This window comes from Echinicola sediminis (assembly GCF_054777495.1).
Genome location: NZ_BAAHAP010000058.1, coordinates 1 through 26,911, shown reverse-complemented (window position 1 = coordinate 26,911; position 26,911 = coordinate 1). Strand labels below are relative to the sequence as shown.

At 43.9% G+C, this 26,911-nt stretch carries 22 protein-coding genes; 11 read left to right on the top strand and 11 right to left on the bottom strand.

Features of this window, described 5'->3' with window-relative positions:
• Window positions 1-177: 177 nt before the first annotated feature.
• Both ACYVAA_RS14925 and ACYVAA_RS14920 read right to left on the bottom strand, forming a co-directional pair.
• Window positions 178-915: a LytR/AlgR family response regulator transcription factor gene (locus ACYVAA_RS14925; RefSeq protein WP_460543114.1), complete on the bottom strand. Its 738-nt coding sequence runs from the start codon at window positions 913-915 to the stop codon at window positions 178-180.
• Complete coding sequence (locus ACYVAA_RS14920; protein WP_460543112.1) at window positions 912-1,988, bottom strand: sensor histidine kinase; 1,077 nt, start codon at window positions 1,986-1,988, stop codon at window positions 912-914. The genes ACYVAA_RS14925 and ACYVAA_RS14920 overlap by 4 nt, the downstream gene beginning before the upstream one ends.
• A gap of 297 nt (window positions 1,989-2,285) precedes the next feature.
• On the opposite strand from ACYVAA_RS14920, the gene ACYVAA_RS14915 reads away from it, so the two are divergent.
• On the top strand, window positions 2,286-4,805 hold the full coding sequence (locus ACYVAA_RS14915; RefSeq protein WP_460543110.1) for a TonB-dependent receptor: 2,520 nt from the start codon (window positions 2,286-2,288) through the stop codon (window positions 4,803-4,805).
• A gap of 244 nt (window positions 4,806-5,049) precedes the next feature.
• On the opposite strand, the gene ACYVAA_RS14910 is transcribed toward ACYVAA_RS14915, so the two are convergent.
• From ACYVAA_RS14910 to ACYVAA_RS14895, 4 genes are all read right to left on the bottom strand, one after another.
• The gene (locus ACYVAA_RS14910; protein ID WP_460543108.1) at window positions 5,050-6,489 is read right to left on the bottom strand and encodes a RagB/SusD family nutrient uptake outer membrane protein; all 1,440 of its coding nucleotides are present in this window, start codon (window positions 6,487-6,489) and stop codon (window positions 5,050-5,052) included.
• Between the two features lie 19 nt (window positions 6,490-6,508).
• The gene (locus ACYVAA_RS14905) at window positions 6,509-9,571 is read right to left on the bottom strand and encodes a SusC/RagA family TonB-linked outer membrane protein (RefSeq protein ID WP_460543106.1); all 3,063 of its coding nucleotides are present in this window, start codon (window positions 9,569-9,571) and stop codon (window positions 6,509-6,511) included.
• A 376-nt stretch (window positions 9,572-9,947) separates the two neighbouring features.
• Complete coding sequence (locus tag ACYVAA_RS14900; protein WP_460543104.1) at window positions 9,948-10,928, bottom strand: alpha-ketoacid dehydrogenase subunit beta; 981 nt, start codon at window positions 10,926-10,928, stop codon at window positions 9,948-9,950.
• A gap of 94 nt (window positions 10,929-11,022) precedes the next feature.
• Window positions 11,023-12,384: an NAD-dependent succinate-semialdehyde dehydrogenase gene (locus ACYVAA_RS14895; protein WP_460543102.1), complete on the bottom strand. Its 1,362-nt coding sequence runs from the start codon at window positions 12,382-12,384 to the stop codon at window positions 11,023-11,025.
• Between the two features lie 181 nt (window positions 12,385-12,565).
• Between ACYVAA_RS14895 and ACYVAA_RS14890 the strand changes: the two genes are divergently transcribed.
• Both ACYVAA_RS14890 and ACYVAA_RS14885 read left to right on the top strand, forming a co-directional pair.
• Window positions 12,566-13,072: a metallophosphoesterase family protein gene (locus ACYVAA_RS14890; protein WP_460543100.1), complete on the top strand. Its 507-nt coding sequence runs from the start codon at window positions 12,566-12,568 to the stop codon at window positions 13,070-13,072.
• Window positions 13,073-13,298: 226 nt separating this feature from the next.
• On the top strand, window positions 13,299-14,051 hold the full coding sequence (locus ACYVAA_RS14885) for an EcsC family protein (protein ID WP_460543098.1): 753 nt from the start codon (window positions 13,299-13,301) through the stop codon (window positions 14,049-14,051).
• A 79-nt stretch (window positions 14,052-14,130) separates the two neighbouring features.
• Here the strand turns inward: ACYVAA_RS14885 and ACYVAA_RS14880 are convergent, their stop codons facing one another.
• Window positions 14,131-14,937, bottom strand: a complete 807-nt coding sequence (locus tag ACYVAA_RS14880) for an exonuclease domain-containing protein (RefSeq protein ID WP_460543096.1) — start codon at window positions 14,935-14,937, stop codon at window positions 14,131-14,133.
• Window positions 14,938-15,162: 225 nt separating this feature from the next.
• Between ACYVAA_RS14880 and dnaB the strand changes: the two genes are divergently transcribed.
• On the top strand, window positions 15,163-16,761 hold the full coding sequence (gene dnaB / locus ACYVAA_RS14875) for a replicative DNA helicase (protein ID WP_460543093.1): 1,599 nt from the start codon (window positions 15,163-15,165) through the stop codon (window positions 16,759-16,761).
• Window positions 16,762-16,792: 31 nt separating this feature from the next.
• The gene (locus ACYVAA_RS14870) at window positions 16,793-17,794 is read left to right on the top strand and encodes a quinone oxidoreductase family protein (protein ID WP_460543091.1); all 1,002 of its coding nucleotides are present in this window, start codon (window positions 16,793-16,795) and stop codon (window positions 17,792-17,794) included.
• A 6-nt stretch (window positions 17,795-17,800) separates the two neighbouring features.
• Here the strand turns inward: ACYVAA_RS14870 and ACYVAA_RS14865 are convergent, their stop codons facing one another.
• Window positions 17,801-18,133, bottom strand: a complete 333-nt coding sequence (locus ACYVAA_RS14865) for a tetratricopeptide repeat protein (RefSeq protein ID WP_460543089.1) — start codon at window positions 18,131-18,133, stop codon at window positions 17,801-17,803.
• Between the two features lie 74 nt (window positions 18,134-18,207).
• Here ACYVAA_RS14865 and ACYVAA_RS14860 point away from each other — a divergent pair, with 74 nt between their 5' ends.
• From ACYVAA_RS14860 to ACYVAA_RS14845, 4 genes are all read left to right on the top strand, one after another.
• Complete coding sequence (locus tag ACYVAA_RS14860) at window positions 18,208-18,945, top strand: electron transfer flavoprotein subunit beta/FixA family protein (protein WP_460543086.1); 738 nt, start codon at window positions 18,208-18,210, stop codon at window positions 18,943-18,945.
• A 28-nt stretch (window positions 18,946-18,973) separates the two neighbouring features.
• On the top strand, window positions 18,974-19,939 hold the full coding sequence (locus ACYVAA_RS14855; protein WP_460543084.1) for an electron transfer flavoprotein subunit alpha/FixB family protein: 966 nt from the start codon (window positions 18,974-18,976) through the stop codon (window positions 19,937-19,939).
• A 7-nt stretch (window positions 19,940-19,946) separates the two neighbouring features.
• Complete coding sequence (locus ACYVAA_RS14850; RefSeq protein ID WP_460543082.1) at window positions 19,947-20,552, top strand: bifunctional nuclease family protein; 606 nt, start codon at window positions 19,947-19,949, stop codon at window positions 20,550-20,552.
• A gap of 217 nt (window positions 20,553-20,769) precedes the next feature.
• Complete coding sequence (locus ACYVAA_RS14845; protein ID WP_460543128.1) at window positions 20,770-22,059, top strand: NupC/NupG family nucleoside CNT transporter; 1,290 nt, start codon at window positions 20,770-20,772, stop codon at window positions 22,057-22,059.
• 168 nt (window positions 22,060-22,227) lie between these two features.
• On the opposite strand, the gene ACYVAA_RS14840 is transcribed toward ACYVAA_RS14845, so the two are convergent.
• Window positions 22,228-22,665 (bottom strand): peptidylprolyl isomerase, encoded by a 438-nt coding sequence (locus tag ACYVAA_RS14840; protein WP_460543080.1) that lies wholly within the window; start codon window positions 22,663-22,665, stop codon window positions 22,228-22,230.
• A gap of 152 nt (window positions 22,666-22,817) precedes the next feature.
• Here ACYVAA_RS14840 and ACYVAA_RS14835 point away from each other — a divergent pair, with 152 nt between their 5' ends.
• Window positions 22,818-23,087 carry a hypothetical protein gene (locus ACYVAA_RS14835; protein WP_460543078.1) on the top strand — a complete coding sequence of 90 codons (270 nt, stop codon included), beginning with the start codon at window positions 22,818-22,820 and terminating at the stop codon, window positions 23,085-23,087.
• A 33-nt stretch (window positions 23,088-23,120) separates the two neighbouring features.
• Here the strand turns inward: ACYVAA_RS14835 and pckA are convergent, their stop codons facing one another.
• Complete coding sequence (pckA, locus tag ACYVAA_RS14830) at window positions 23,121-24,719, bottom strand: phosphoenolpyruvate carboxykinase (ATP) (protein WP_460543076.1); 1,599 nt, start codon at window positions 24,717-24,719, stop codon at window positions 23,121-23,123.
• 303 nt (window positions 24,720-25,022) lie between these two features.
• Here pckA and ACYVAA_RS14825 point away from each other — a divergent pair, with 303 nt between their 5' ends.
• Window positions 25,023-26,606 (top strand): peptide MFS transporter, encoded by a 1,584-nt coding sequence (locus ACYVAA_RS14825; RefSeq protein ID WP_460543074.1) that lies wholly within the window; start codon window positions 25,023-25,025, stop codon window positions 26,604-26,606.
• A gap of 50 nt (window positions 26,607-26,656) precedes the next feature.
• Here the strand turns inward: ACYVAA_RS14825 and ACYVAA_RS14820 are convergent, their stop codons facing one another.
• Complete coding sequence (locus ACYVAA_RS14820) at window positions 26,657-26,803, bottom strand: hypothetical protein (protein ID WP_460543072.1); 147 nt, start codon at window positions 26,801-26,803, stop codon at window positions 26,657-26,659.
• Window positions 26,804-26,911: the final 108 nt, after the last annotated feature.

The following is a 26,911-nucleotide window of genomic DNA, read 5'->3' as shown; positions in this document are numbered from 1 at the left end:
TTCCTGGTGAATAGCAGTTAAAAATGGAGCGATCAAGTTTAATCATCAGTTCTAAAATAGGATAGTTTTAGAATAAATGAAATGCCTTTTTTTAAATTATCTTTGAGGATCCGGTCATTTAGATCTTTTTAATGATTAACAGTGGTCTGTTCTACGCAGTTACCAATGAGCCCTTCTTTACCCGATCCATTTGTTGACAAAATTCAAGAAACTCTCTTTATAATGGTCGCTAACAGTTATGGTTGTATTCCCGATATTGATGGTGCTCCGTGTGATGGATATGATGTGATCCAATGAAATGATATAGGAGCGATGCACTCTCATAAACTGATTTTCTGGAAGGATGTCCTCCATGTTTTTTAGACTGTTCAGCGAAAGCAGGGGATTGGTTTTGTCTTTGAGATGCACTTTTACGTAGTCTTTGTACCCTTCCACATAGACAATGTCCGAAAGCATCACTTTGACCAGTTGGTATTCGACCTTAAGAAAAATATAGTCAGCCTGCTTTTTTTCGACAAAAGAGCCGGTTTGATGGTTTTTAGTATCGAAATATTGGTAGGCTTTCGTACTGGCTTTGAGGAATTCTTCGTAACTGTAGGGCTTTAGCAGGTAATCCAGTGCGTCCACTTTGTAGCCTTCGACGGCAAACTGGTTGTAGGCCGTGGTGAAAATGATTCGGGTTGGCGACCCGGATTTATTGCTTTCCAGTACCCTTGCCAGCTCCATGCCCGATAGGTCGGGCATTTGAATGTCCAGAAAAATCAGGTCCACTGCATGCCTGTGTATATGGGCCAGAGCATCAATGGCATTCTCAAACTTGGCCTCCAAAGTAAGAAAGGAAGTTTGCTCGATAAAGCTGCAGAGCATTTTCAGGGCGAGTGGCTCATCATCCACTGCAATGCATCTTATTTTCATGCCATGTTGATTTTAAGTTGGACGCGGAATTTATTTTCGGGATTTTGTTCATCGATGACCAATTCATGTTTGTTGCTGTACAAAAGGGATAGCCTTCTCTGGGTATTGGTCAGCCCGATCCCCTTGTGAACGGACTCAGGACTGTTGGGGTTTTTGGGGAAAATGGTGTTGGCGGTTTCCAAGATAAGCATGTTCTCCCTTGATTCGATTTTTATAAAAATAGTGCTGGGCTGTTTGGAGCTGATACCGTGTTTGAAACAGTTCTCCACAAAAGGCAATAATAGCATAGGGGCGATAACCCTGTCTTCAAATTTTTCCTGAATATGTAAATCAACCGTTACTTTTTCTGAGATGCGCAGCTTCATCAGTTCGATGAAATCCTTGATGAAATCTATTTCTTTACTGAGCAAGGTTTGGTCTTTTTCGGTTTCATAGAGCACGTAACGCATCATTCTGGACAGTTTGTGCAGGGCTATTCTGGCTCTTTCTACATCGATATTGGTCAAAGAATAAATATTGTTCAGCGTGTTAAAGAAAAAGTGGGGGTTGATCTGTGCTTTGAGATAGGAGAGTTCGGAATTGATGCGCTGCTGGTCCAGTTCCCGGCGCAGGGCTTCATCGGATTGCCATTTTTGAACCGCCGCCACACTGGTACTGATACCAAGAGCCAAAAATAGAACCAAGAGCATAAAGACATTGATAAAGTCATCCTTGGGCTCAAAAGGCTTGTCACCATCCGGGTGGAAAGCCTTGTGCATAAGTTCGGGAAGGTGGATGAGGTTCTCAAAGTACTGCATCCAGTACATGATCAGTAAACACAGTGAGACGGTAATGATCAGGAACAATCCTATTTTTCCTTTAAATAGAAACCTGGAAACCAGCAGTTCTTTATTGAAGTAAAAGAGGATAACAAGAAAGAAGAGCAAGAGTGACTGTCGGTACCAAAACTCAATTGGCAAGGTCGTTTTCCATGATAGTGGCCCCAGCAGGAGTAATACCGAGCCTATCAGCACCCAGGCGAGAATATGGATGAGAATAGAGATGTTTTTATGAAGAGAGGGGGCTTGATTCATGCGTCAAATTACTTTTACACATTAAACATAAAATAAACTCTTCGAAACAGAAAAGTATAATCGGCCAAATACGCTTTTTTACCTATAGATCAGGTCTTTGAACCGTCAGAAAGGAATCAATAAGTTCTAAAATACCTCCGTCTGCTGAAATAGGGGATTGGTCGATAAAGTCTACCCGCTTATCTATTGTGTTTTTTTGTACTTATAAATAGCACTACTTTGCTTTTGGATTTTGCCCGGTCGATGTCTGGCAGGGTGCTAAATCAATACAGTAGCTTTCAAACCATAAACTTATATATGAAATCTTTAGTGAGAAATTTGATTGGGATGTTCTCCCTGCTGGTCAGTCTGACTCAAGTGGCTGCAGCCCAGGAAAACAGTAAGCCAGCCGGAAGGGAAGTTTACCAAATTACGGGCAAGGTAGTGGAGTCGGGAACCGGTGCGCCTGTTTCTTATGCCACTGTATTACTCTTGGAAGATGGGACGGAAAAACAGGTTTCCGGAGGAGTAGCTGATGATGAGGGAAAATTCTTCATTACCGGTTTTGATCCTGGAACTTATAAAGTGCAGGTTAATTTTGTGGGTTTTTCCCAATTTACGAAAAGTGGGATAGTGGTTAATTCAGGGCGAAAAAGCTTAAACCTTGGAGATATTAGCCTGGAAGAAGCCTCTGTTTCACTTACAGAAGTGACCGTCCAAGGCCAACGGGAGTTGATTACGGAAAAAGTGGACAGGACCATCTATAATGCCGAAAATGATAAAACGACCGTAGGAGGAGATGCTTCCGATGTGCTCAGAAGGGTACCGATGTTGTCCGTTGACTTGGATGGAAATGTTTCCATGAGAGGGAGTACAAATATCAGGGTATTGATAGATAACAAGCCTTCTACCATGTCGGCCAGCTCCATAGCAGATGCACTCAAACAGATTCCGGCCGATGAAATTAAATCTGTAGAGGTGATTACTTCTCCTTCTGCCAAATATGATGCTGAGGGAACAGGTGGGGTGATCAATATTGTCACCAAGAAAAACAACCTTCAGGGAACATCCTTGAGTATCAATACCAGTGCTGGAATGAGAGGGTCAAATCTCGGATTAAATGCCAGTGCAAGAAAGGGCAAGTGGGGATTTAATCTTGGTGGTTTTGGCAGAACGGGATACAATATCAAAGGGGCTTTTGAAAATAGCCAGCTGGTCACCAATCCTGACAATTCTGTTTCTAGAATTCTTCAAAGCTCCGATACACGGAATAATATGCTTATGGGTAGGTATAACTTCGGGGCTGATTATGAGATAGATAAATACAATTGGTTGGCTGCTTCAGTAAATTTTGGCATGTTCAACAGGAAAAATAAACAAGACAATCTCCTGACCGAAAACTATTTGGATGATGAATTGATCAGTCAGGTGATGAGAAGGGTCAATACTGAGGATCTGTCCAATACGATAGACATAAGTCTGAATTATACGAGGACTTATGAAAAGCCGCAAAAGGAGTTCAGCATTATGACCTTATATAGTAGAAACAACCGAACCAATGACTTTGTGCAGGCGCTATTGGACGGGAGTTTTACGGAAATAGAACAACGGGTGAAAAACGAGAATGCTTCCAATAATCAGGAATTTACTGTTCAGGTGGATTATGTAACTCCCCTTGGAAATGGCGAAAACCAAATTTTGGAATACGGGGCGAAAAATATCCTCAGAAAAGTCAATAGTGATTATGCTTATTTTACTGCTGATGGAGCTGACGGAGAATATGTGGCCAATGATGATGTGCAATATTCCAACGTCTTTGACTATGACCAGAACGTAACGGCAGGTTACCTGTCCTATACCCAAGGTTTTTTGAAGAATTATACAGTGAAGGCTGGACTGCGATATGAGTACACACATATCAATGCCGACTTTAAAAATGGGGAAGTAGCGCAGGATATTCCTGACTATGGTACCTTGGTGCCAAGTGTCAACCTCAGCAGGAAGCTTAAGAGCGGGAACATGATCAAAGCAGCCTATAACCGGAGAATCCAGCGGCCCTCTCTCATGTTTCTGAACCCTAATATCCAAGGCTCCAATCCGACATTGATTACCCAGGGTAACCCCTTGTTGAATCCTGAATTTACCGATAACTACGAGCTGTCCTACAGTACTTATGTGAAGGATGCCAGTATCAATATTTCGACTTTTTTCAGAAATACCAACGGTTCTATTCAGCCTATCAGAAGTGTATTGGACGATGGGGTGATTTATACCACTTATGAAAATATTGGAAGTGAACAAGCGGTAGGACTAAACCTATTTGCCAATATCAATGTGTCCAATAAGCTTTCCTTCAATGGGGGAGTAGACGCTTACCATGCCATGATAGACAATAATGTGGATGATCCGCTTTACAATGCCTCCAATGAAGGTTTTGTGGTAAGTGGCCGAATGTTCGGTAACTATAACATTACCGAGAGCTGGGTGCTTCAGGGCTTTGCCTTTGCCAGAGGTAGGAGAGTGAATCTTCAGGGCTATGACAGTGGTTTCGGTATTTATGGGTTGAATATCAATAAGCAGTTTGCAGAGAAGAAAGGCAGCATAGGTTTCGGTGCGGAAAACTTCTTTACACCGGAATTTAAAATGAAAAATGAAATTGTATCGCCGACCATTATCCAAAACAGCACGAACATCATGCGGAACATGAATTTCAAGATCAATTTCAGTTATAGAATTGGTAAAATGAGTGTGGCTCCCAAGAGGAAGAAAAGATCGATTCAAAATGAGGATCTAAAAGATGGTGATTCAGGCGGAGGCGGAATGATGGGAGCCCAATAAGAATTTGGGTTGATTAAAGAATTGAAAGCACATTGGGAATCTCGGTGTGCTTTTTTTGATTTGAAAACAATTTAAATCAAGGAATCCTTTGGCATCCTAAAGGTCAAATCATAAAGAGGGGTGGGGGAGTGAGGATGTTTCATCAGCATAAAGATATAGGAGAAGCACGCAGGTCTCTTGGAAGTTTTTGGAGATAAAAAAAGCCATCCGGTTTTGGCGGATGGCTTTATTATGAAGTTGAGGATTACCAGTTTGGATTTTGTGGCAGCAAATTTTCGTTGATATTGATTTCACTTTGTGGAACAGGCCACATGATGAGTTTCTCATCATAAACTCTTTCATGTCCTTCTACACTGGTAATGCTTTCCATGGATTTTTTTAAGTCTTCCTTTCCATAACGGAGGATGTCAAAATACCGATGTCCTTCAAAAGCCAGTTCAATTCGTCTTTCTTTTTTGATGGCTTCTCTTAATTCTCCTTGAGTTAAGTCCTCAGGAAGGCTGTTCAGTCCTGCCCGTACGCGCACTTTGTTGATCGCGGCAAAGGCAGTGGTGGTCGGGCCGTTCAGCTCATTTTCGGCTTCGGCAAGGTTAAGTAATACCTCAGCATACCGGAGGACGACAAAGTTGGCATCACCATCGCCTCCAACAAGCGGATCGGGGATTACTCCTTTGATCACAGCATATCCTGTAGGGGACCTTACCGGGTCAAAGTCCACCCCGGCAAAGCTCTGTCCTTCTTGCAAAATGGTGATGTCCTTTCTAATGTCTCCATCCTCATAAGCTTCAACCAGCTCCTGTAAAGGATGATAGGAACCACCTCCGAAGGTAGGAATAGCCCCTGAGGCACTATTGAAGGAACTGCCTACGCCAGAGCCTGTTTGCCCTAAAAACTGAATTTCAAAGATCGATTCTGTTGTATTGTTTTCCAAGCTTGGAAGAAACATGTCCTTGTAACTGGCTGTAGGAAGAAGGTCGTATCCCAAAGCACTTACCTCATTGGCAGTTTGGATAGCCTCACTATACTGTTTGTTGTACAAATGCACGCGGCATTTTAAAGCCAAAGCAGCCCCTTTTGTAGCCCGTCCAATATTAGAGGGGCTGTTTTGATAGGATGAGGGCAGGATTGTTGCCGCCTCTGATAGATCTTGTAGGATTTGGTTAACCAGGATTTCTTTGGAATCTCTTGGAACCAAGGATTCTTCGACCGATTGTTCTTCCAGTACTAAAGGAACTTCACTATAAAGGTTAGTCAAATGAAAGTAAAACAGGGCTCGAAGAAAGCGGGCCTCCCCGATAATTCTTTCTTTTAGCTCCGTATTCATATCAATTGCTGGAACATTGTTGATGACCTTGTTTGCCCGGACAATTCCTTCAAATGATTTTCTCCAGATATTTTGGGGCCAGACACTGGAAGCATCAAATCCACGGCCTTCACTTATTTCCAGGTAATAGTTAAAGGAATATTGGGAGTAGGCATTGTCTCCTAATGCATCGGTATGCCTCATGAATTCCCGGTACATTTGATTGTGCGCAAGCACATTGTATACCCCATTGATGCCCAGTACGGCATCATCCGTTGTGGACCAGAACTGGGGTTCCCCAATGGAGTTCAAAGGGTAGCGTTCTAGATCAGCACATCCTATACAAAGTACAGAAAGAATGATTACAATATATTTTTTCATGGTATTCGATAGTCAATGGTTAAAAGGAAAGATTTACCCCCAAAGTGATGGTCTTTGCTTGTGGGTAACTGTCATTTACATTGTTGAAGGTAACGGCGTCTTCTGGGTCATAACCTTTTACAAATTTTGTGAAAGTGAGAAGGTTTTGACCTGCGACATATAGCCTGGCATTGGATAGTCCTAATTTTTCGATGGTCTCTATAGGAAGGTTATAACCCAGTTCAATATGTTTCATTCTCAAATAGGAGGCATCCAAAACAGCAGCGCTGATTGCCGGTCCCACAAACAAAGAGGTGTTGTATTTATAACCTGTAGCTACCCTCGGAATATCGGTGTCGGTGTTCTCCGGAGTCCATCGGTCCAGATAGGCGGTGGTAAGATTGCTCAGGCCTCTCAAACCATCAGTGCCATATACTCCGTTTTCAACATCTCTACCCAAAACACCTTGAAATAATACCCGGAAATTAAAACCATTATAATCAGCTGTTAAAGTGAATCCGTAGGTGTTTCGAATATTGGGGTTGCCGATGATTACTCTATCAGCAGCATCTACCACGCCATTGCTGTCCGTGTCTTCATAAATGTAGTCGCCTGCACTGGCCAAGGAACCTCCAGGTTGCACTCCATATGTTTCTGCATCCTGAGCCTGGGCATCTGATTGGAATATGCCGATAATTCTATGTCCGTAGAAAGAGTTAATGGGTATCCCTTCCCGGGTCAATACTTTGTTGGCAGAAAGGAATTCACTATCAAGTTTCAATACTTTATTGTCATTGTGAGACCAGTTACCTGAAACGCTGTATTGGAATTCCCCGCCAATATTTCCGTAATAGTTCAAAGAGAATTCATAGCCTTTGTTTTGGACCTGTCCCTGGTTTTGTACCGGTGGGCTAAGGTTACCAAGAGTGGCTGAAATGGGTGGGCTTAACAATACATCTTTGGATTTTCTAACATAGTAATCGGCCGTTAGGGAAAGTTTGTAATCAAATAAGGTGGCGTCAATACCGATATCGGTGGTCTCGGTGGTTTCCCATTTAACACTGGGGTTGGCCATAGCGATGGATGCAGCGCCGCTTACAAGTGAGTTGCCGAATACGTAAGGTTGATCAAGATTGATACTGGCAATACTTGGGTAGTTACCGATGTTTTGGTTACCTAACTGGCCCCAACTAGCTCTTAGCTTGAATTCATTGATGGGTCTTATATTTGCCATGAATGCTTCTTTTGCCATATTCCATCCAGCGGAGACGGATGGGAATGTCCCAAATCGGTTGTTTGCGCCAAACCGTGACGAACCATCATAACGTACATTGAATTCAGCAAGGTACTTTCCGTCAAAGTCATAGTTTACCCGGCCGAAGAAAGATTCGAGTGCCCATTCATTCGCGTTGCCAGCCACGCTGGGGTTAAGTGAGGCAGCATCTAATTCTGTTAGCAAGCTGGAATTGTACCCTTGGTTGGAGGCGGATAGGAAATCCTGCCGGTAAGCTTGGCTGGTATAACCCAAAAGTCCTCCAAACGTGGATTTACCTACCGTTTTGGTATACCTACCTGTCAGTTCAAAAGTAGAGGTGGTGCTCAGCAGGTCTGTTTCTCCATAGCTTCCCAGGCCATTGCCATAAAAGATGCTTTCTCCATCTGAAACTGTCATTTTGTTTCTAAAGAAACTTTGCTTTCTGTCCTGAACATATACCGATCCATTGGCTTTAAATATCAAATCCTGAATGGGTTCGTATTCCAGGTACAGGTTTGGAGTGGCTCTGTAGTATTTGGTATTATCATTGCCTCCATCCCGGGCAAGCCCCAATGGGTGAATGGAATTGTCAGTTCTGCCAGATAGGGAGACATTACCTGAAGAGATATATCCGTTTTCATAACGATAAGGGTTAAGAGGCGCTTTTCTGATCATATCACGAATGAACTGAGTGACACCAAGGCCCCCGTAGTTGGGTTCATTACTATCGGTTAAACTTCCAGAAATATTTATCCCGGTCCTTACTTTTTCTGATACTTTTATGTCCACATTGGAGCGGAAATTATATCGTTTCGAGTTGGTCTCAATGACTATCCCTTCCTGGTCTTGGTAACCTACGGAGAACATGTATTTAACGTAATCCGCACCGCCATTTACAGAGAAATAATGGTTTTGCAGTGGAGCCCCCGTTTTGTAGCCATCTTCAAAGAAACCACGGTTGCTGTAAACAGGGTTGGATCCATCTTGAAAATATCCCAACTCTTCCTGGGAGTAAAGCTCATCTCTTCCTGTATTGGTTTGGGCTTCATTTTTCAAGCGGGCAAAATCATAAGGGGAGAGCATGCTGGGGGTAGCCGTGGCACTTTGGAAAGCTACATAGGAGTTTAGGGTCACCTTAGGTTTCCCGCTTTTGCCTCTTTTAGTAGTTACCAGAATTACTCCGTTAGCAGCTCTCGCACCGTATATAGCGGCAGATGCTGCATCTTTAAGGACGGAGAAGCTTTCAATGTCATTCGGATGTACGTCATTTAAGGTTGATTGTACCCCGTCAATGAGGACTAAAGGGGCAGAGTCACTGTTTTGTCCATCCGCTGAAGTCCTTACGGTTCCTACCCCTCTGATTTGAATAGATGGGGCGTCATTACCGGGTTGAGCGGATCCCTGAACAAGTTGAACGCCGGATACACGTCCCTGCAAGGCATTTGCCGCACTGGTTACGGATTGATTGCCCAGGTCTTCTGCCGAAACAGCCCCTACGGCTCCGGTCAGGTTTTGCTTTTTCTGGGTTCCATAGCCTACGACTACTATTTCATCCAATTCCGATCCGGATAAATCAATATCCAACGTTGTTTGGTTTTCAATTACTACTTCTTTAGAGGTGTAGCCGATAAAGCTGAAAACCAAGGTTTGCCCTTTTTCTACATCGATGGCATAGTTCCCATCGATATCGGTAATCGTTCCATTGGCCGTTCCTTTGATAAGGATGTTTGCTCCGGGCAAGGGCATTTCCGCATCCCCGTCTGTTACAGTTCCTGTGACTTTTACCTGCTGGGCGAAGGTAAAAGTACTCATACACAGCAATGCAATGAGTGTAAATAGTCTTTTCATAAGCCTTTTGATAAGTGGTGAAATGTGAATAATTCAATGAAAGAGCACAGGATCCAGTTAAGGCCTTATTATCCCTTACTTGGAAAAGGTCCTATTGGAGAATTCTGCTCTGAAATTGATGGATTTGATACAGGGCGTGAAGCGCCAATGTATCACAGGTTATTAAATTGAGAGGGCTGATCTGGTACCCAATATAGCGAGTTTAGGCCAAAAGGTCTAATTGTAGAGTAAAAAATATCGGATTCTTTTGTTTTTGTTTTGAAAAGCTTCGTCTCTTTCTTGTTCTGATGGTTATGGGAGCGGAAAAAAGAAAATGGAATAAAAAAAGGCAGCCAATTTCTATTGGCTGCCTTTTAAGATATTTATTAAAGTTTACTTACTTGGTATAAGTAACCTGCTTTACTGCTTCGATCGTTCTTTTTACAGTCGGTAGCGTAGCTTCAATGTAAGTAGGAGCGTAGCTCAAAGGAATGTCCATGGAATTGACTCTCAATACAGGAGCGTCCAAATGGTCAAACATGTTTTTCTGAATATTGAAGGCAAGGTCAGTAGCCAAAGAGGATACTGGGTTGGCTTCTTCTACTACCACACATCTGTTGGTCTTCTTGACAGACTCATACACGGTATTGTAGTCAATAGGTCTTACTGTTCTCAAGTCGATCACCTCTGCTTCAATACCGTCTTTTGCAAGTTCCTCAGCCGCTTCCAAAGCTACTTTCATGATTTTTCCGAAAGAAACGATGGTCACGTCAGCTCCTTTTCTCTTAATATCCGCTACTCCTATTGGAAGCAGGTATTCTCCTTCAGGAACTTCACCTTTGTCAGAATACATCAATTCTGATTCCATGAAAATAACCGGGTCATCATCGCGGATGGCCGCTTTCAAAAGACCTTTGGCATCATAAGGGTTGCTAGGTACCACTACTTTCAATCCTGGTGTATTGGCAAACCAATTTTCGAAGTTGGAAGAGTGGGTAGCGCCCAACTGACCGGCATTACCGGTAGGGCCCCTGAATACGATGGGCACATTGTATTGGCCACCGGACATGGCTAACATCTTTGCTGCTGAGTTAATGATCTGGTCGATCGCCACCAAAGAAAAGTTGAAAGTCATGAATTCGATGATCGGTCTAAGGCCGTTCATGCCTGCTCCTACGCCCAAGCCGGCAAATCCCCCCTCAGAAATAGGAGTGTCATACACCCTTTCAGGTCCGAATTCATCCAGCATGCCTTGGGTTACTTTGTAGGCTCCATTGTATTCGGCCACTTCCTCTCCCATGAGAAACACGTTTTTATCGCGTCTCATTTCTTCGGTCATGGCTTCTCTTAATGCTTCTCTAAATTGTATTATTCTCATTTTTTAGCCAAAATTTTCGCTCGTAAAAATAGAAAGTAATCCATCAATTAACAAGTCGATTAAAGAATTAACCAATAATTAAAAATAATCATTATTAACCTAGGTAGACGGTTTTAACGTTCATGAACTCCTTGATGCCGATTTCTGCCAGTTCCCTGCCGTAACCTGATTTCTTTACTCCTCCAAAGGGCAGGTGCGGATGGGAGGCTACCATGGAGTTGATAAATACCGCACCGCTTTCGATTTCCCTTGAGAGGTTTTCAGCTTTTTTCATGTCCTGGGTCCAGAGGGCTGATCCTAGCCCAAACTCGGAATCATTGGCCACTGCAATGGCTTCCAACTCGTTTTTGACTTTGAAAACCGAGGCAACTGGGCCAAAAAGCTCTTCTTTATAAGCGGGCATTTCAGGGGTCAGCTTTCCGAGTATCATCGGTTTGAAAAAGGCCCTGTCCTGCTCGGGCTTGATGCCTTCAAGAATTACTTCTGCCCCCATTTTGATAGAGGTTTCCACTTGTTTATACAGTTCCTGGGCAAGGTCGGGACGGGCCATACAGGCATAGCCAGCATTTTCATCCAGGGGTTCTCCTTGCTGATAGGCTTCGATATGTGCTTTGAAAGCGGTGATAAATTCATCGTAAACTGCTTCTTCGATGATGAAACGCTTGGCTGCGATACAGCTTTGGCCAAAATTGATCATCCTGCCTTTGGCCGCAATTTCCGCTGCTTTTTGGACATCAGCGTCTTGTAAGACGATAAAGGGATCACTTCCGCCCAGTTCCAGTACTGTTTTTTTGATTTGTCCCCCTGCCTGGGCAGCAATGTGCTGACCGGCTTTCTCACTTCCCGTCAGCGTGGCTGCTTTGACATAGGGGTGCTCGATTATTTTGGCTACCTGTTTTGCACCGATCAACAGGCTTTGGAATACCCCCTTCGGAAATCCCGCTTCCGTGAACACCTCTTCAATGGCCAGGGAGCACTGTGGTACATTGGAAGCGTGTTTGAGGAGTCCTACATTGCCGGCGGTAAGGTTTGGGGCAGCAAAGCGAAAAACCTGCCAGAAGGGGAAATTCCATGGCATAACCGCTAAAATAACCCCAAGTGGATTATAGACCACCTTAGCCTTTTTGCCGTCCGGAAGATTGATAGGGGCATCTGAAAGAAACTCTTCGGCATTCTCCGCATAATAATCACATACCCAAGCACACTTTTCTACCTCTGATTTGGATTCTGAGATTACCTTTCCCATTTCCAGGGAAATGATTTCGGCATACCTGTCGCGGTTATTCCGAAGTACCTGCCCCGCATTTTTCATCAGCTGGCTCCTTTTTCCAATAGGGACATGGCGCCAGTTTTGGTAAGCTGTTTGGGCGTTTTGAATGGCTTCGGCAACTTGTTGTTCAGAGTGGTCGGGTAGCTCTTTGAGAAGCTCACCGGTGTAGGGATTAATGGATTTCATATAGAGAGCTGTTTTTTTATGGTTAAGGGTTAGATTTATTTCAAATAATACAGCGCATAAACTGTTCCTAAGTCAATGCCCCTAATTCCGAAATAGTGATTTTGATCTGCCCTTAAATTCTATTTCTTTGCAGTTCGATAAAAAAGCAGGTATTTGCTGTTAAATCTTAGAATTGTTAAATATGGTAAAAGTAGGTCTGATTTCCGATTCTCATGGCTTCATTGATGCAAAAACCTTGGCGCACCTGGAGGATGTGGATGAGATTTGGCATGCGGGTGATATTGGGTCGGACAGTGTGATGGATGCATTGCCCAAAGGAAAAAAAGTGAGGGCGGTGTATGGGAATATCGATGGAGGCGATTTAAGGGAAAGGTATCCTGAGGAGCAGGTGTTTGAAGTCGAAGGAGCAAGGGTGCTGATGATCCATATCGGGGGCAAACCTCCAAGGTACGCTGCCGGAGTTAAGCGGAGACTGAAGGAGGTCAAGCCTACCTTGTTTATTTGTGGCCACTCTCACATCTGTAAGGTGGAGTACGATGATGAGCTGCGCTGTCTTTATATGAATCCAGGGGCCATGGGAAATCATGGGTTTCACCAAGTGAAGACGATATTGAAATTTGATCTAGAAGCCGGTCAACCTAAAAACCTGCGGGTCGTTGAATTAGGAAAACGGGGGAGTTTGAAGTAGGAAGTGTCAAGTACGAGGTACAAAGTACAAGGTACGAAGTACGAAGGGGGTAATGAATGTTAAATGATGAATGATGAATGTCGGATGACGGACTGGTCTTGCAGACGGATCGGTGAATAGGTGAATAACCTCACTTGACCGACAGCTACTTCATCCCCGAAGGACGAAAGTCGAAGGAAGTACAACGTTTTGAAGTAACCAATAACCTTTCAACCAATAACCTTCCATGGTGCTATACGAAGAGATTGCCTATTTTGAGATGAATGCCTGGCTCAGGAAGATGAAAAAACAGCCTTCCATTATCAATCGATTGGCCAAAGGTGTGCAGCATAAAATCAATGATATCATTCCTGAGAAGATTCATACTGCAATCACCTATGCGATTGAAAAGATGGTCAAGGGAGTTCTTTTTGGCTCCTCCTATATCAACGCAACTTTGCCACGGGAAGTGGTTTTCGAGAAACGGGAAGATAAAGTAAGACAAAAGATCAAGTGGTACCAAAGAACAGCTTCTGTGGAAGGTGCAGTGACCGGTGCTGGAGGGATTTTGATGGGCTTTGTCGATTTTCCTGCTTTTTTGACCATTAAAATGAAAATGCTTTTTGAAATAGCCTCTTTATATGGTTACGATGTCAAGGATTTTAAAGAAAGACTGTTCATACTTCATGTTTTCCAGCTAGCTTTCTGCAGCCAGAAAAAAAGGAATGAACTGATCGGCCTTTTGGAGAACTGGTCTACTTACAAAGAGACCTTGCCAAAGGAGGAAGATACCTTTGATTGGAAAAGTTTTCAGTTGGAATACCGGGATTATATGGACCTGGCCAAGCTGGCGCAATTGATCCCCGTGATAGGTGCCGGAGTGGGAGCCATAGCGAACTGGAAGCTTTCGGACCACTTGGGAACCACCGCGATGCAATGCTATCGATTGAGGTATTTTGGAAACAAAAACCTCGACGAAAATGGAAGCGGAGTTGGTTAAAAAAATGAAAAGAGACTGTCTCTTTTGTTCTCAATAAGACAGCCTCTTTTGGTATGGATTTCTTGATCTCCGATCAATATCATCGGTTATTAAAACTTCTGAGCTTTATTTGGGTAAACTTCCTTTTGGTATCCAAAGGGAAATCGCCTTTCATCATCCAATCGTAATAATTAGGTTCTTCCTTCAATACCTGTTCTACGGGTTTGCCTTTGTGTTTGCCAAAGTTGAAGCATTCAATTCCCTCATCGTTGAAAATAAATCTTCCGGCAAGATCCACCATTTTTTCATTGATCAGGTTATGGATCTTCTTCATGTCATTTTCGATGATGCCCAGTTTATTGCCTTGGAGGTCAACGGCCTCTTCGTTTTCATACCGTTCCAATTGGGCTTTGAAGACCTCATAGGTGGCCAAGGTGTCCGCTTCGGCACTATGGGCATTTTCCAGTGTTTTGCCACAGTAAAATTTGTAGGCAGCCGTAAGGTTTCTTTTTTCCATCATGTGGAAAATTTTCTGGGCATCCAGCAGGTTGCGTTTTTCGATATCAAAATCGATTCCGGAACGCAAAAATTCTTCTACCAGCAGTGGGATATCAAACTTCAGAACATTGAATCCGGCTAGGTCTGCTCCCTCGAGAAATTGGAAGAGTTCCCTGGCCACTTGCTTGAAGGTGGGCGCGTCTTTTACATCTTTATCGTAAATACCATGAATCAGGGAAACCTCCTTGGGGATGGGGATAGTAGGGTTTACCTTCATGGTTTTGATTTCTTCCTTACCGTTGGGCTGGATTTTTACGATGGAAATTTCCACTATACGGTCAGTAGATATATTGATACCGGTGGCTTCCAGGTCAAAAAATGCAACGGGAGATTTTAAGTTTAAATTCATTTTTTTAAGGTTTTCAGCTAAAAGCAATCTTAAGACAATTGATTCCTTGATTTATGGCCAATTTGTATTTCGGTCAAAGATAAGGCATTCGAGATTAAATAAATAATTTCTGAAAATCGCATGTTTTTTGCAAGTTGTTGTACGTTAGTGGATTAGCTTTTATGTTGATAAGCAAGTGCATAAAATGTTTAAAATCTTTAGAACAAAGGCGCTACATTTGTTGCTATGGCAGAAGGAAACACCACAGGAAGAGAGCGTTCTTCCTACAGAAGAAAAAACAGTGCAGAATCGGGCTTTGGAGCAGGAGTGGGTAAAATACCGCCTCAGGCCATTGACCTAGAGGAAGCGGTTCTCGGGGCATTGATGTTGGAAAAGGAAGCGATCACCGCGGTGGTGGACATCCTTAAACCCGACAGTTTTTATAAAGATGCCCATAAAGAAATTTATGATGCCATTCTTCAGCTTTTCAATGAAAGTGAGCCGATTGATTTGCTGACAGTCACCAATAAACTCCGTAAAAACGGAAAGCTGGAAGTGGCTGGAGGGGCATTTTATATCACGGAGCTGACTTCTAAAATCTCCTCTGCTGCCAATATTGAATACCACGCCAGGATCATTACCGAGCAGGCGATGAAACGGCATATGATCCGTATCTGTTCGGAAATCCAAAAAGAAGCATTTGAGGAAACTACCGATGTTTTTGAATTGCTGGACACGATGGAATCCTCCCTTTTTGAGATTTCTGAAAACAATATCCGTAAAAACTACGCCGACATGAAGTCCATCATGCGGGAGGCGATCACGGAACTTGAAGGAAAGAAAGACCTCTCTGATGGCCTGACCGGTGTGCCGAGTGGTTTTACCGCATTGGACCGGGTGACTTCAGGTTGGCAGAAATCCGATTTGGTGATTATTGCAGCCCGTCCTGCCATGGGTAAAACGGCCTTTGTACTTTCGGTACTAAGAAATGCTGCGGTCGATCATAACCGTCCGGTGGCCATATTTTCACTGGAGATGTCGGCCGTACAGTTGGTCAACCGTCTGATATCCTCGGAGGCCGAGTTGGATTCAGAAAAAATCAAAAAAGGGAATCTGGCTGACTATGAATGGGAGCAGCTGATCCATAAGACCAGTAAGCTATCTTCTGCACCGCTCTTTGTGGATGATACTCCTGCACTTTCCATTCTCGAGCTACGGGCCAAATGTCGGCGTCTAAAGGCCCAGAGTGATATCCAGATGATTGTAATCGATTACCTTCAGCTGATGTCAGGGGATTCAAAAGCAAGTGCCAGTGGAAACAGGGAGCAGGAGATCTCCAGTATATCGCGGGCACTTAAAAAGATTGCCAAGGAATTGGAAGTACCGGTGATCGCCCTTTCACAGCTTTCCAGGGCGGTAGAGACCAGAGGAGGGGATAAGAGACCCCAGCTTTCCGATTTGAGGGAATCAGGAGCCATCGAGCAGGATGCCGATATTGTTATGTTCCTTTATCGACCGGAATACTATGGGATCAATGAAGACGAGGAAGGCAACAGTACCTTGGGTACAGGTGAGGTAATCATCGCCAAGCACAGAAGTGGTTCCTTGGAGACTGTAAGACTACGGTTTATCGGTAAGTATACCAAGTTCGCGGATCTTGAACTTAATGTTCCTTTTCAGCCACAGGCCCAGGAAGCCATGTACGGTAATAAATTCCCAAGTGCAGCAGGCGGGAAGGGATTTGATGATTCCAATATGATCCGTATACAGAGCAAAGCAAATGGTCCGGATAATGACGATGCCTTCCCGGGTGGCTTGGGAAGCAACGAGCCGGCACCTTTTTAAAAGTAAAACCTAGCCAAAAACCTTAAGCACCATGTTAGCAGCTGTACTTGATCAAAGTAACCCTTCTGGAATAAAAATAACCCAAGTTAATTTGCCCAATTTGGGACCAAATGAAGTAAGGGTAAAAGTAAAAGCGGCAGCATTGAACCATAGGGATGAATGGTGCCGTCAAGGACGCTATCCGAACATTAGTGATGGGGTTATTTTGGGCTCGGATGCCTCGGGGACAGTGGAGGAAATCGGCCCGGATGTGAGCCCTTCATGGCTTGGGCAGGAGGTCATCATCAATGCCGGCAGTAATTGGGGAAATGATCCCAAGGCCCAATCCAAGGATTTTCAGATTTTGGGCATGCCCAAACACGGAACATTGGCAGAGTATGTCCAGGTGGATGTCAGCAGACTAGCGTCAAAACCGGCTCATTTGTCCTTCGAGGAGGCAGCAGCCTTGCCCTTGGGAGGGTTGACGGCTTTTAGAGCCGCGTTTTATCATGGTAAGATCAAAAAAGGGGATAAGGTGTTGGTCACCGGATTTGGAGGTGGCGTGGCCCAATTTGCAACACAATATGCACTGGCTGTGGGAGCGCAAGTTTATGTCAACAGCAGCAGTAATACGAAGATTCAAAGGGCGATTGACCTTGGCGCTATTGACGGGTTTAACTACAAAGAAGAGTCGTGGGAAACAAAGGCCGAGCAGCAAAGCGGAGGCTTTGACACCATCATCGATTCCGCCATGGGCGATACCTTACCCGCTTTGATCAAGTTGCTGGTTCCGGGGGGCAGACTGATAGTGTATGGGGCGACTTTGGGGAATCCGCCGATGCTGGATGCCAGAAGGATTTTTTGGAATCAACTGACCATACAGGGAACGACCATGGGGAGTGACCAGGATTTTAGGGAGATGGTGGCCTTTGTGGCACAGCATGAACTGGTGCCCGTGATTGATTCGGTTAGGCCCCTTGACAAGGTGTTGGAGGCCTTTGAAGCCATGGCAAAAGGGGACCAGACCGGTAAATTAGTGGTCAGTTTGGGATAATGAGGGCTAATCCAGATCGTTTTCAAACATGAAGTTCTGGTAAGCGTTTTTAAGTTCCCTCAAGGCATGTTGATTATTTTGTTTTTGGGCCAATTCAATTCCCCGAATATAAGTCTGTTGTGATTTTTCTATTTCCTCCAGCTCTGCAAACAAGGCGGAGGCATGATAATAAGAAGGAAGATAATCGGGATGTTTTTCCAGTAGCTTGTCAAAATAGGCTGCAGCCTTGTGGACATCAGTGTTTTGGTATTCAAGAGCCAGCGCGTAAAGATTGAACGGATTGTCAGGTTCTTCTTTTACAAACTGCAGGAGTAGCTCAATCCTTGAGGAATTGCTCATAAATTGGTTTTTTAATTATAGTTGGATTCCTTAAATTCACACGAAATTTATAGAAAATAAACAAAATAATATATATGAAAATTCTGGTTTGTATTACTCACGTCCCGGATACAACATCTAAAATTCAATTCACGGAAAATAATACAAAGTTCGATAAGGCTGGCGTTCAGTTTATTATCGGTCCATATGATGATTATGCTTTGGCCAGAGCTGTCGAATTGAGGGATCAAACCGGAGGGAAGTTGACTGTCCTGAACGTGGGGGAGGCAGAGACTGAGCCGACCCTAAGAAAGGCGTTGGCCATTGGTGCTGATGAGGCCATCAGGGTAAATGCGTTTCCTTCAGATTCACTTTTTGTGGCAAATCAAATTGCCCACTACGCGAAGGAAGGGGGCTATGATTTGATTTTAATGGGCAGGGAGTCTATTGACTTTAATGGCGGAATGGTACATGGCATGGTAGCAGAGATGCTAGGAATGCCTTCAGTATCTCCTGTAATGAAGCTGGACCTTGAAGGAGATGTAGCGAAGCTGGCCAGGGAAATTGAAGGAGGTAAGGAGTTTTTGGAGATTAAATTGCCGTTTGTCGCGGGATGTCAGGAGCCAATTGCAGAATGGAAGATACCTAATATGAGAGGGATCATGTCGGCCAGGACCAAACCGTTGAATGTGGTGGAGCCTGTAAGCGATGAAGCGGCTACTTCTACGGTTTCCTATGAGCTTCCTCCTGCCAAAGGAGCTGTAAAACTCATCGACAAAGATAATGTGGAGGAGTTGGTAAAACTTTTACAAAACGAGGCCAAGGTACTTTAATCCCCAGTAATTTTAAAACAAGAAGATTATGTCTATTTTAGTATATATTGAGCACGCGGAAGGTGCGGTAAAAAAAACATCATTAGAGGCGGTATCTTATGCGAAGGAGCTTGGAGATAAAGAGGGAAAGGAAGTAGTAGCTGTTGCATTGGGGACTATTGAAGAGGCCTCTCTTGCAAAGGCAGGGTCTGCAGGTGCAGCGAAGGTGCTTCACGTCGCTGACGAAAAATTGAATGCCGGAATTATTCAAGCTCATGCCAGCGCAGTGGCACAGGCATTTGAAAAAGAGGGTGCGGATACCTTGGTGATGGCAAAATCCTCACTTGCGGATGCCGTGGCGGCCCGTTTGACCATCAAATTAAAAGCAGGATTGGTTTCCAATGTGGTGGCACTTCCTGATACCACTTCCGGTTATAAAGTAAAGAGAAGCATCTATACAGGGAAGGCTTTTGCGGAGTCAGTAATCACCACTGCCAATAAAATCCTAGCAGTGAAGAAGAATGCTGTGGAGGTGAAGACCGATGGCGGTGAAGCTTCCGTGGAAAAGCTGGAGGTATCTTTGAATGAGTCAGATTTTGCGGCCAAAATCACTTCCACCGAAAAGGCTACAGATGAAATTTCACTTCCAGAAGCTGATATTGTCGTATCCGGAGGACGTGGTCTCAAGGGGCCCGAAAACTGGGGGTTGATTGAAGGATTGGCCAAAGAAATGGGAGCGGCCATGGGTTGTTCAAAACCTGTTTCAGATAGTGGCTGGAGACCTCATCACGAGCACGTGGGACAGACAGGAGTAAAAGTTGCCCCGAGCTTGTATGTCGCGGTTGGAATTTCAGGAGCTATTCAGCATCTTGCAGGTGTCAATGGTTCTAAATATATTGTTGTAATTAACAAGGACCCCGAGGCCCCTTTCTTCAAGGCAGCAGACTATGGAATCGTGGGTGATGCTTTTGAAATTTTACCAAAACTAACCGAAGCTGTCAAGGCTTTAAAGTAAATAACCTGTGGAGAATACTGTAGAACTAGAAATATTAGGTTTATCATCCAATCATTCCCAATCAGGGTCTTTTACCTTGGTGATGGGCGAAACGACCGGAACAAGGAGACTTCCTATAGTGATCGGGATGTTTGAGGCCCAGGCTATAGCCATTGAGATAGAAAAAATAGTACCCAATCGGCCAATGACCCATGACCTTTTCAAGTCTTTTGCATCAAATTTTAACTTTGCAGTAGACTATATCTTAGTATCCGATATGAGGGAGGGAGTCTTTTATGCTAAAATAGTCTGCAAGGACAATAATAAAACTGTGGAGATCGATGCACGTCCCTCGGATGCCATCGCGATAGCCGTCAGGTTCAATGCTCCCATCTATTGCGAAAAGAAAGTCATGTCCGAAGCAGCAATAGAGTTTAACGAGGAAGATGAAGCCAAGTCAGAGTCCTCTGGCTCATCACAAAAGCCAAAAAGCTCTCCGGCCAAATCCCAACAGCAGGAAGCTCTCAAGGATTACAGCCTGGAGAAACTGAACCAGATGTTGGAAAAGGCCATCAGTAGTGAAGATTATGAAAGGGCTGCCCGGATAAGGGATGAGATAAACCGAAGAAACTAACAACATAAAAAAAACCTGAGAATTTTTTCTCAGGTTTTTTTTATGGCTGTTGTTTTTTCAATAATACACGAATTTAAATTACCCACTAACCCAATAACCCAATAACCAATTTGATCAAGCCGATAATAGGCTTCAATGGGGGATATGTTATATTTACCTTTGAAGAATTTTAATCAGCAACAAAGGAGCTTTTCGGAATGAATTTATTGTTTCAATGATGGAATACGTACGAGGATTTATAGGAGTGATGACCCTCCTGGCAGTGGCTTTTTTATTTTCATCCAACAAGAAATCCATAGACTGGAGGCTAGTCCTAATTGGGACTGTTTTACAAGCTGTTTTTGGGATATTGATTACCAAAGTGGCGTTTGTTGCAAATGTGTTTTCAGGGATCAGTGGAGGTTTCGTGAAGCTGCTCAGCTTTGCCCAAGCCGGGGCAATATTCCTTTTTGGGGATTTGGCTACCGATTCCTTTGGGACCATATTTGCTTTTCAGGTTTTACCGACCATCATTTTCTTTTCAACTATATCTGCGGGATTATATTATTTAGGGATTTTACAGAAGGTCGTGTTTGGGATTGCCTGGGTAATGTCCAAGACCATGAGACTTTCCGGAGCAGAAAGCCTCTCTGCAGCCGGCAATATATTTCTGGGGCAGACAGAAGCCCCATTGCTTGTACGTCCTTTTATTCCAGCCATGACCAAGTCCGAGCTGATGTGCCTGATGAGCGGAGGGATGGCGACCATAGCTGGTGGGGTTTTGGCCGCCTATGTGGCTTTTTTAGGAGGGGATAGCCCGGAGGAACAAAGCCGGTTTGCCTCCTATCTTTTGGGGGCAAGTATCATGAATGCGCCGGCAGCCATAGTGATGTCCAAGATCATCATTCCTGAGACCAATAGGGAAGCACTCAATGATCAGCTTCAGGTAAACAAAGAGGGAATGGGGGTAAACTTGATAGATGCCTTGTCCATAGGGGCTTCTGACGGTTTGAAATTAGCGTTGAACGTAGGAGGGATGCTGTTGGCTTTTATCGCTGTGATAGCCGCCATAAATTACCTGCTTTCCGGGATGATCGGGGAGTGGACAGGACTCAATGGATTTGTTCTCAGCTCAACCAAAGGACAGTTTGATGGTTTTTCTTTAGAATATATTCTTGGACAGGTATTTAGAATGTTTGCTTGGTTGATGGGAGTGGACTGGCAAGATACGCTGCAGGTAGGCTCTCTGTTGGGGCAAAAAACGGTGATCAATGAATTTGTCGCCTATTCTGGCCTGTCAGAAATGAAGGCAGACGGATCACTTAGCCCAAAATCCATTATCATCGCTACTTATGCCCTTTGTGGCTTTTCTAATTTCAGCTCTATTGCCATCCAGGTGGGAGGTATAGGTAGTATTGCACCCAATCAACAGGGAAATCTCTCCAAGCTGGGGATGCGGGCTTTATTGGCAGCCACTCTTGCCTGCATGATGACCGCTTCCATCGCAGGAATGCTGTTTGGTGGATAATCACCCGCACTGTGTGTTGTGTATGGTGATACCTGGATTTATGTTCAGCTTGTTTCAAGAGCCTCCCATGCTGAGCTGCCTGGCTGTTAGAATTTCTCAATCTAAAATAAAAAATGTCGGCCAGATCACTCTGGCCGACATTTTTTAGATAAGTTGATCAAAAGATCCTTAGGCTTCTGAAACAATGATTTTTTCGATTTTATCACCTTGTTTAATTTGGTCAATCACCTCAAGTCCCTCAACCACTTTTCCAAAGCAGGTATGGTTTCTGTCCAGATGGGAAGTGTTGTCCCTGCTATGGCAGATAAAGAATTGGGAGCCTCCGGTATTTCTGCCTGCATGGGCCATGGATAATACGCCACGGTCATGGTACTGGTTATCTCCTTTAAGTTCACAGTCGATTTGGTATCCAGGACCTCCGGTACCGTCACCTTTGGGACATCCTCCCTGAATGACGAAGTTCGGGATGACTCTATGGAAAGTAAGCCCGTCATAAAATCCTTTTTTTGAAAGGCTTATAAAATTGTCTACCGTTTTTGGAGCGTCTTTTTCGTAAAACTCCACTTTCATGGTACCTTTTTCCGTGATTATTTCAGCTGTTTTCATGTCTAATTTTTGATGCAAATATAGTAAAAGTTCCTTCTGGGTAATGATTTATCGAGCTTTTGATGAGTTTGGTCCTTTGTTGGAAAAGTACCTGAAGCTTTATTTTGGTCTGTAATTTGATTAAATTAAACTACAACCAAACTGATTTGATCATGAACGATAGAGAAAAACTTGAAAAAATGGATAGGGCACTGCGGTTATTGGGTGATTTGAGAAACAGTCAGGTAGCCTTGATCGAAAAGGCTTCCCAGCTTCAGCTGAATGCAATGGAGTTCAATTTTTCCAATATGGAGAAAAATATGGGGGATCTTTACACCCGCTATAATGAATCCCTAGACATGCTTAATGAGGAATTGGAGCGGTTTGAGATTAGAAGAAATAAATTTGAGCATGAAAATGGTTTGGACCGGCCAGAGGAATAATAAAAGCCGGCTCTATGGCCGGCTTCTTTTGGCTTAAGCTTTAGGCGCTCCAGACAAAATTTCTGCTGATGCATAATCAGCATACTGTTCGAAATTTTTAACAAAGGCCTTTGCTAAATGCTGGGCTTTTTGATCATAGGCTATGGCGTCTTCCCAGGTGTCCCGGGGATTAAGGATATCTTCCGGAACATCGGGACAACTTTGTGGAACAGCGACTCCAAAAACGCTATGCTCCTCAAAATGTACCTTGTCCAGCTTTCCCTCCAGGGCTGCGGAAATCATGGAACGGGTATATTTTAGTTTCATCCTGGCGCCTATACCGTATGCTCCTCCTGTCCATCCGGTATTGACCAGCCAAACATTGACATCATGTTCTTGCATCTTTTTGCCCAAAAGACTGGCATACTGGGTGGGATGGAGTGGAAGGAAGGCTGCGCCAAAGCAGGCCGAGAAAGTTACCTGAGGCTCAATGATCCCAACTTCGGTACCGGCGACTTTGGCGGTATATCCCGATATAAAATGGTACATGGCCTGCCCCGGGGTCAGTTTGGAAATAGGAGGGATGACTCCGAAAGCATCAGCGGTAAGAAAGAAGATGTTTTTCGGAAGGGTACCCAAAGGAGGGAAGATGGAGTTTTCGATATATTCCAAAGGATAAGCCGTCCGGGTGTTTTCAGTAACAGAACGGTTTTCATAATCTACAGTTCTTGTTCCCGGAATGAAACGGGTGTTTTCCACCACGGCGCCAAATTTAATGGCATCCCAGATTTCAGGTTCCTTTTCCCTTGTCAGGTCGATAACCTTGGCATAACAGCCGCCTTCAAAATTGAAGATGCCGTTATTGGTCCAACCGTGTTCATCGTCACCGATCAGCTTTCTATTGGGATCGGCCGAAAGCGTGGTTTTTCCCGTTCCCGAAAGCCCGAAGAAAATGGCTGTGTCCCCTTGATTGCCGATGTTTGCAGAACAATGCATGGAAAGTACTTTTTCATTCAAGGGTAAAAGGTAGTTGAGCACAGAAAAAATCCCTTTTTTTATTTCCCCAGCATAGGCGGTACCTCCTATAAGGATGACCCGCTTGCTGATATTGATAATGGCAAAGTTTTTTCCCCTGGTACCATCCACGGAGGGATCTGCTTCAAACTCAGGGGCACAAATAATGGTGAAATTTGGTTCAAATTCTTCCAGCTCCTCTTGTGTGGGACGTAAAAACATGTGGTGGCAGAACAGATTGTGCCAGGCTAAGGTATTATAAACCCTGATATTTAGGCGGTACCTACTGTCAGCTCCTGCAAAGGCATCCCTTGCATAGATTTTTTTGTTCTGAAGAAAGTCCAACATTTTTTCATACAGTCCCTCGAAGTGGTTTTCAGAAATAGGAATGTTAATGTTCCCCCACCAAACAGTATCTTTGGTTTGTACATCTTCTACAATGTAGCGGTCCTTTGGCGATCTCCCTGTAAATTCACCTGTGTCGGCCATCAAAGCCCCAAGGTCAGTCAGCTGTCCCTCTCGGTTGGCAAGTGCATGCTCGATTAACTCTGCAGGACTTAAGTTGAAGTGGAAAAGATTTTTACTGGCATTATGCAGCTCAGTCAAATGATCTGAAAAGGGTTTGGTTGTGCTAATCATAAGTCTATAAAGTTATTTGGGTTATTAATAAGGTGATGATATAAATATAGTTTAAATATAGGGGAGTTTTGAAAATTTGTGATTAAAAATGCGCGATTGCAAACGTTTCCGTAGGGGTTTTTGCTTGTTTTTGCAATGGCGTAAAATGGAACCCAGTGATGGAAAAAGAGATAAGTAGCCTTAGCTAAGTCCTAAAACGATTAATGAAATGTGCAATTCCTCCTGTGATCATGAATACATAAAGAAAAAATCTCTTATCATTGCATATTCGTAACTATACAATTTCAGAAAAAATATACCCAAATGTTAAAAGTAGACGATAGGCATGGCCCTGAATTGGAAAGGGGCTTTGACGGACCATCACTTTTTGGTCATCCCAGAGGGCTAATGACCTTGTTTTTCACCGAAATGTGGGAACGCTTCAGTTATTATGGTATGCGGGCCTTGTTGATTTTGTTCATGACCACTGCAGTGGTGGAAGGAGGACTAGGTTTTGATGATAAGACATCCGGAGCTATTTATGGATTATACACCATGGGAGTGTACCTCTTGGCTTTGCCAGGAGGCTGGATTGCCGACCGGCTGTTTGGATTGAAAAGGTCCGTTTGGTATGGAGGGATTATTATTGCTTTGGGCCATTTTACGATGGGAATACCAGGGATCCTTTCGCTGATCAATGGCAGTCATGAACCTGCTGTTTCATTGAGCGCCTTGGATACCACCTCGTTCTTTTTAGGATTGATATTGATTGTGGTCGGGACCGGATTGCTAAAACCGAATATCAGTACTATCGTCGGGCAACTTTATCATGAAGGAAGTGCCAAGCGGGACGCGGGTTTTTCTATATTTTATATGGGCATCAATATCGGAGGTTTTATTGCCCCGATCATCTGTAGTTCTTTTGCTGAAGTAAATTGGCACCTAGGCTTTGGAGTGGCGGGCTTTGGAATGGTACTGGGATTGATTCAGTACAAGCTAAGTGCAGGCACTCTTGAAGGGAAGGGGGACTTGTCCGAGCCGGAGTCTCCTGAAGAAGAGATCAAAAGAAAACGGCTGGGGCGCGGAACAGGATTAGTGACCCTAGTATTGGCATTAATCGTCTTTTTAATGTTCCAGGGTGTCATACCGATCGATGCCTCAGCCATTGCAGAAGCCTCTTATACCGTGATAGCCATAGTAGCCGCCCTGTTTTTTCTGTATGTCATCTTCTTTGGTGGCCTTACTACTGAGGAAAAGAAAAAAGTAGGTGTAATTGCGATATTGCTCTGTTTTGGAGCTTTGTTCTGGTCAGGATTTGAACAGGCAGGTTCCACCTTGAACTTGTTTGCCGAGCGGTTTACGGACAGGACTGTTTTGGGATGGGAAATACCTACCGGTTATTTTCAGTCTGCCAACTCTATGTTTATCATTATTTTTGCGCCGATCTTTGCTGCCTTGTGGGTGAAGCTGGCCAGAATGAACTTGGAGCCCAGTTCCCCGCTTAAATTTGCCTTTGGATTGATCTTGCTTGGAGTTGGGTTTTTGGTGATGGTTTTTGCAGCAAAAATAGCAGCCTCCGGTGATCTGGCTGCTCCGACCTGGCTGATGTTTACCTATCTCTTCCATACTTTTGGCGAGTTGAGTTTAAGTCCTGTAGGGCTTAGTTTGACCACCAAGCTAGCTCCCAAGAAATTCCAAGGCCAGATGATGGGGATGTGGTTTCTTTCGGTAGCATTAGGAAACTTAATCGCAGGGATCATAGCCGGGGAGGCAAGTGGAGGAAATGAAGAAGCGGTGGCCCAAATGCCGGACCAGTACTTTTTGATTGTGATGACCACAGTCGGCGCAGGGGTCTTATTGATATTGATAAGTAAGCCAATAAGAAAACTTATGGGAAATGTAAGATAAAAAAAGGCGGCCAATTTGGCCGCCTTTTTTGATAAGGTTAATTCCTTAGCTTATTTTTCTTTTTTACTTCCTTTGAAAAGGGTATTTCTTACATCCATTGAAGAAAGTCCAGCCCCAAGCCCAATAAGAATACAAACAATCAATAAAAAGATCTGAGCTCCTGAACCCAATGGAGAGTTAAATATTTCTAACAACATGATTTAAATGTTTAATTGATAAGTCTAAATTTTCCGCAATTTAATGCCTCCTATAAAGAAGACAAAGAGTAATGTTAAAAAAAAGCGAGCTCTTCCTTATTGGACCAG

Coding starts and splice junctions, on each gene's coding strand:
- ACYVAA_RS14920 (WP_460543112.1), bottom strand. CDS start 1,988: ATGAATCAAGCCCCCTCTCTTCATAAAAACATCTCTATTCTCATCCAT.
- ACYVAA_RS14870 (WP_460543091.1), top strand. CDS start 16,793: ATGTTAGCAGCTGTACTTGATCAAAGTAACCCTTCTGGAATAAAAATA.
- dnaB (WP_460543093.1), top strand. CDS start 15,163: ATGGCAGAAGGAAACACCACAGGAAGAGAGCGTTCTTCCTACAGAAGA.
- ACYVAA_RS14865 (WP_460543089.1), bottom strand. CDS start 18,133: ATGAGCAATTCCTCAAGGATTGAGCTACTCCTGCAGTTTGTAAAAGAA.
- ACYVAA_RS14885 (WP_460543098.1), top strand. CDS start 13,299: ATGGTGCTATACGAAGAGATTGCCTATTTTGAGATGAATGCCTGGCTC.
- ACYVAA_RS14825 (WP_460543074.1), top strand. CDS start 25,023: ATGTTAAAAGTAGACGATAGGCATGGCCCTGAATTGGAAAGGGGCTTT.
- ACYVAA_RS14845 (WP_460543128.1), top strand. CDS start 20,770: ATGGAATACGTACGAGGATTTATAGGAGTGATGACCCTCCTGGCAGTG.
- ACYVAA_RS14925 (WP_460543114.1), bottom strand. CDS start 915: ATGAAAATAAGATGCATTGCAGTGGATGATGAGCCACTCGCCCTGAAA.
- ACYVAA_RS14895 (WP_460543102.1), bottom strand. CDS start 12,384: ATGAAATCCATTAATCCCTACACCGGTGAGCTTCTCAAAGAGCTACCC.
- ACYVAA_RS14835 (WP_460543078.1), top strand. CDS start 22,818: ATGAACGATAGAGAAAAACTTGAAAAAATGGATAGGGCACTGCGGTTA.
- ACYVAA_RS14900 (WP_460543104.1), bottom strand. CDS start 10,928: ATGAGAATAATACAATTTAGAGAAGCATTAAGAGAAGCCATGACCGAA.
- ACYVAA_RS14860 (WP_460543086.1), top strand. CDS start 18,208: ATGAAAATTCTGGTTTGTATTACTCACGTCCCGGATACAACATCTAAA.
- ACYVAA_RS14910 (WP_460543108.1), bottom strand. CDS start 6,489: ATGAAAAAATATATTGTAATCATTCTTTCTGTACTTTGTATAGGATGT.
- ACYVAA_RS14855 (WP_460543084.1), top strand. CDS start 18,974: ATGTCTATTTTAGTATATATTGAGCACGCGGAAGGTGCGGTAAAAAAA.
- ACYVAA_RS14840 (WP_460543080.1), bottom strand. CDS start 22,665: ATGAAAACAGCTGAAATAATCACGGAAAAAGGTACCATGAAAGTGGAG.
- ACYVAA_RS14880 (WP_460543096.1), bottom strand. CDS start 14,937: ATGAATTTAAACTTAAAATCTCCCGTTGCATTTTTTGACCTGGAAGCC.
- ACYVAA_RS14915 (WP_460543110.1), top strand. CDS start 2,286: ATGAAATCTTTAGTGAGAAATTTGATTGGGATGTTCTCCCTGCTGGTC.
- ACYVAA_RS14890 (WP_460543100.1), top strand. CDS start 12,566: ATGGTAAAAGTAGGTCTGATTTCCGATTCTCATGGCTTCATTGATGCA.
- pckA (WP_460543076.1), bottom strand. CDS start 24,719: ATGATTAGCACAACCAAACCCTTTTCAGATCATTTGACTGAGCTGCAT.
- ACYVAA_RS14820 (WP_460543072.1), bottom strand. CDS start 26,803: ATGTTGTTAGAAATATTTAACTCTCCATTGGGTTCAGGAGCTCAGATC.
- ACYVAA_RS14905 (WP_460543106.1), bottom strand. CDS start 9,571: ATGAAAAGACTATTTACACTCATTGCATTGCTGTGTATGAGTACTTTT.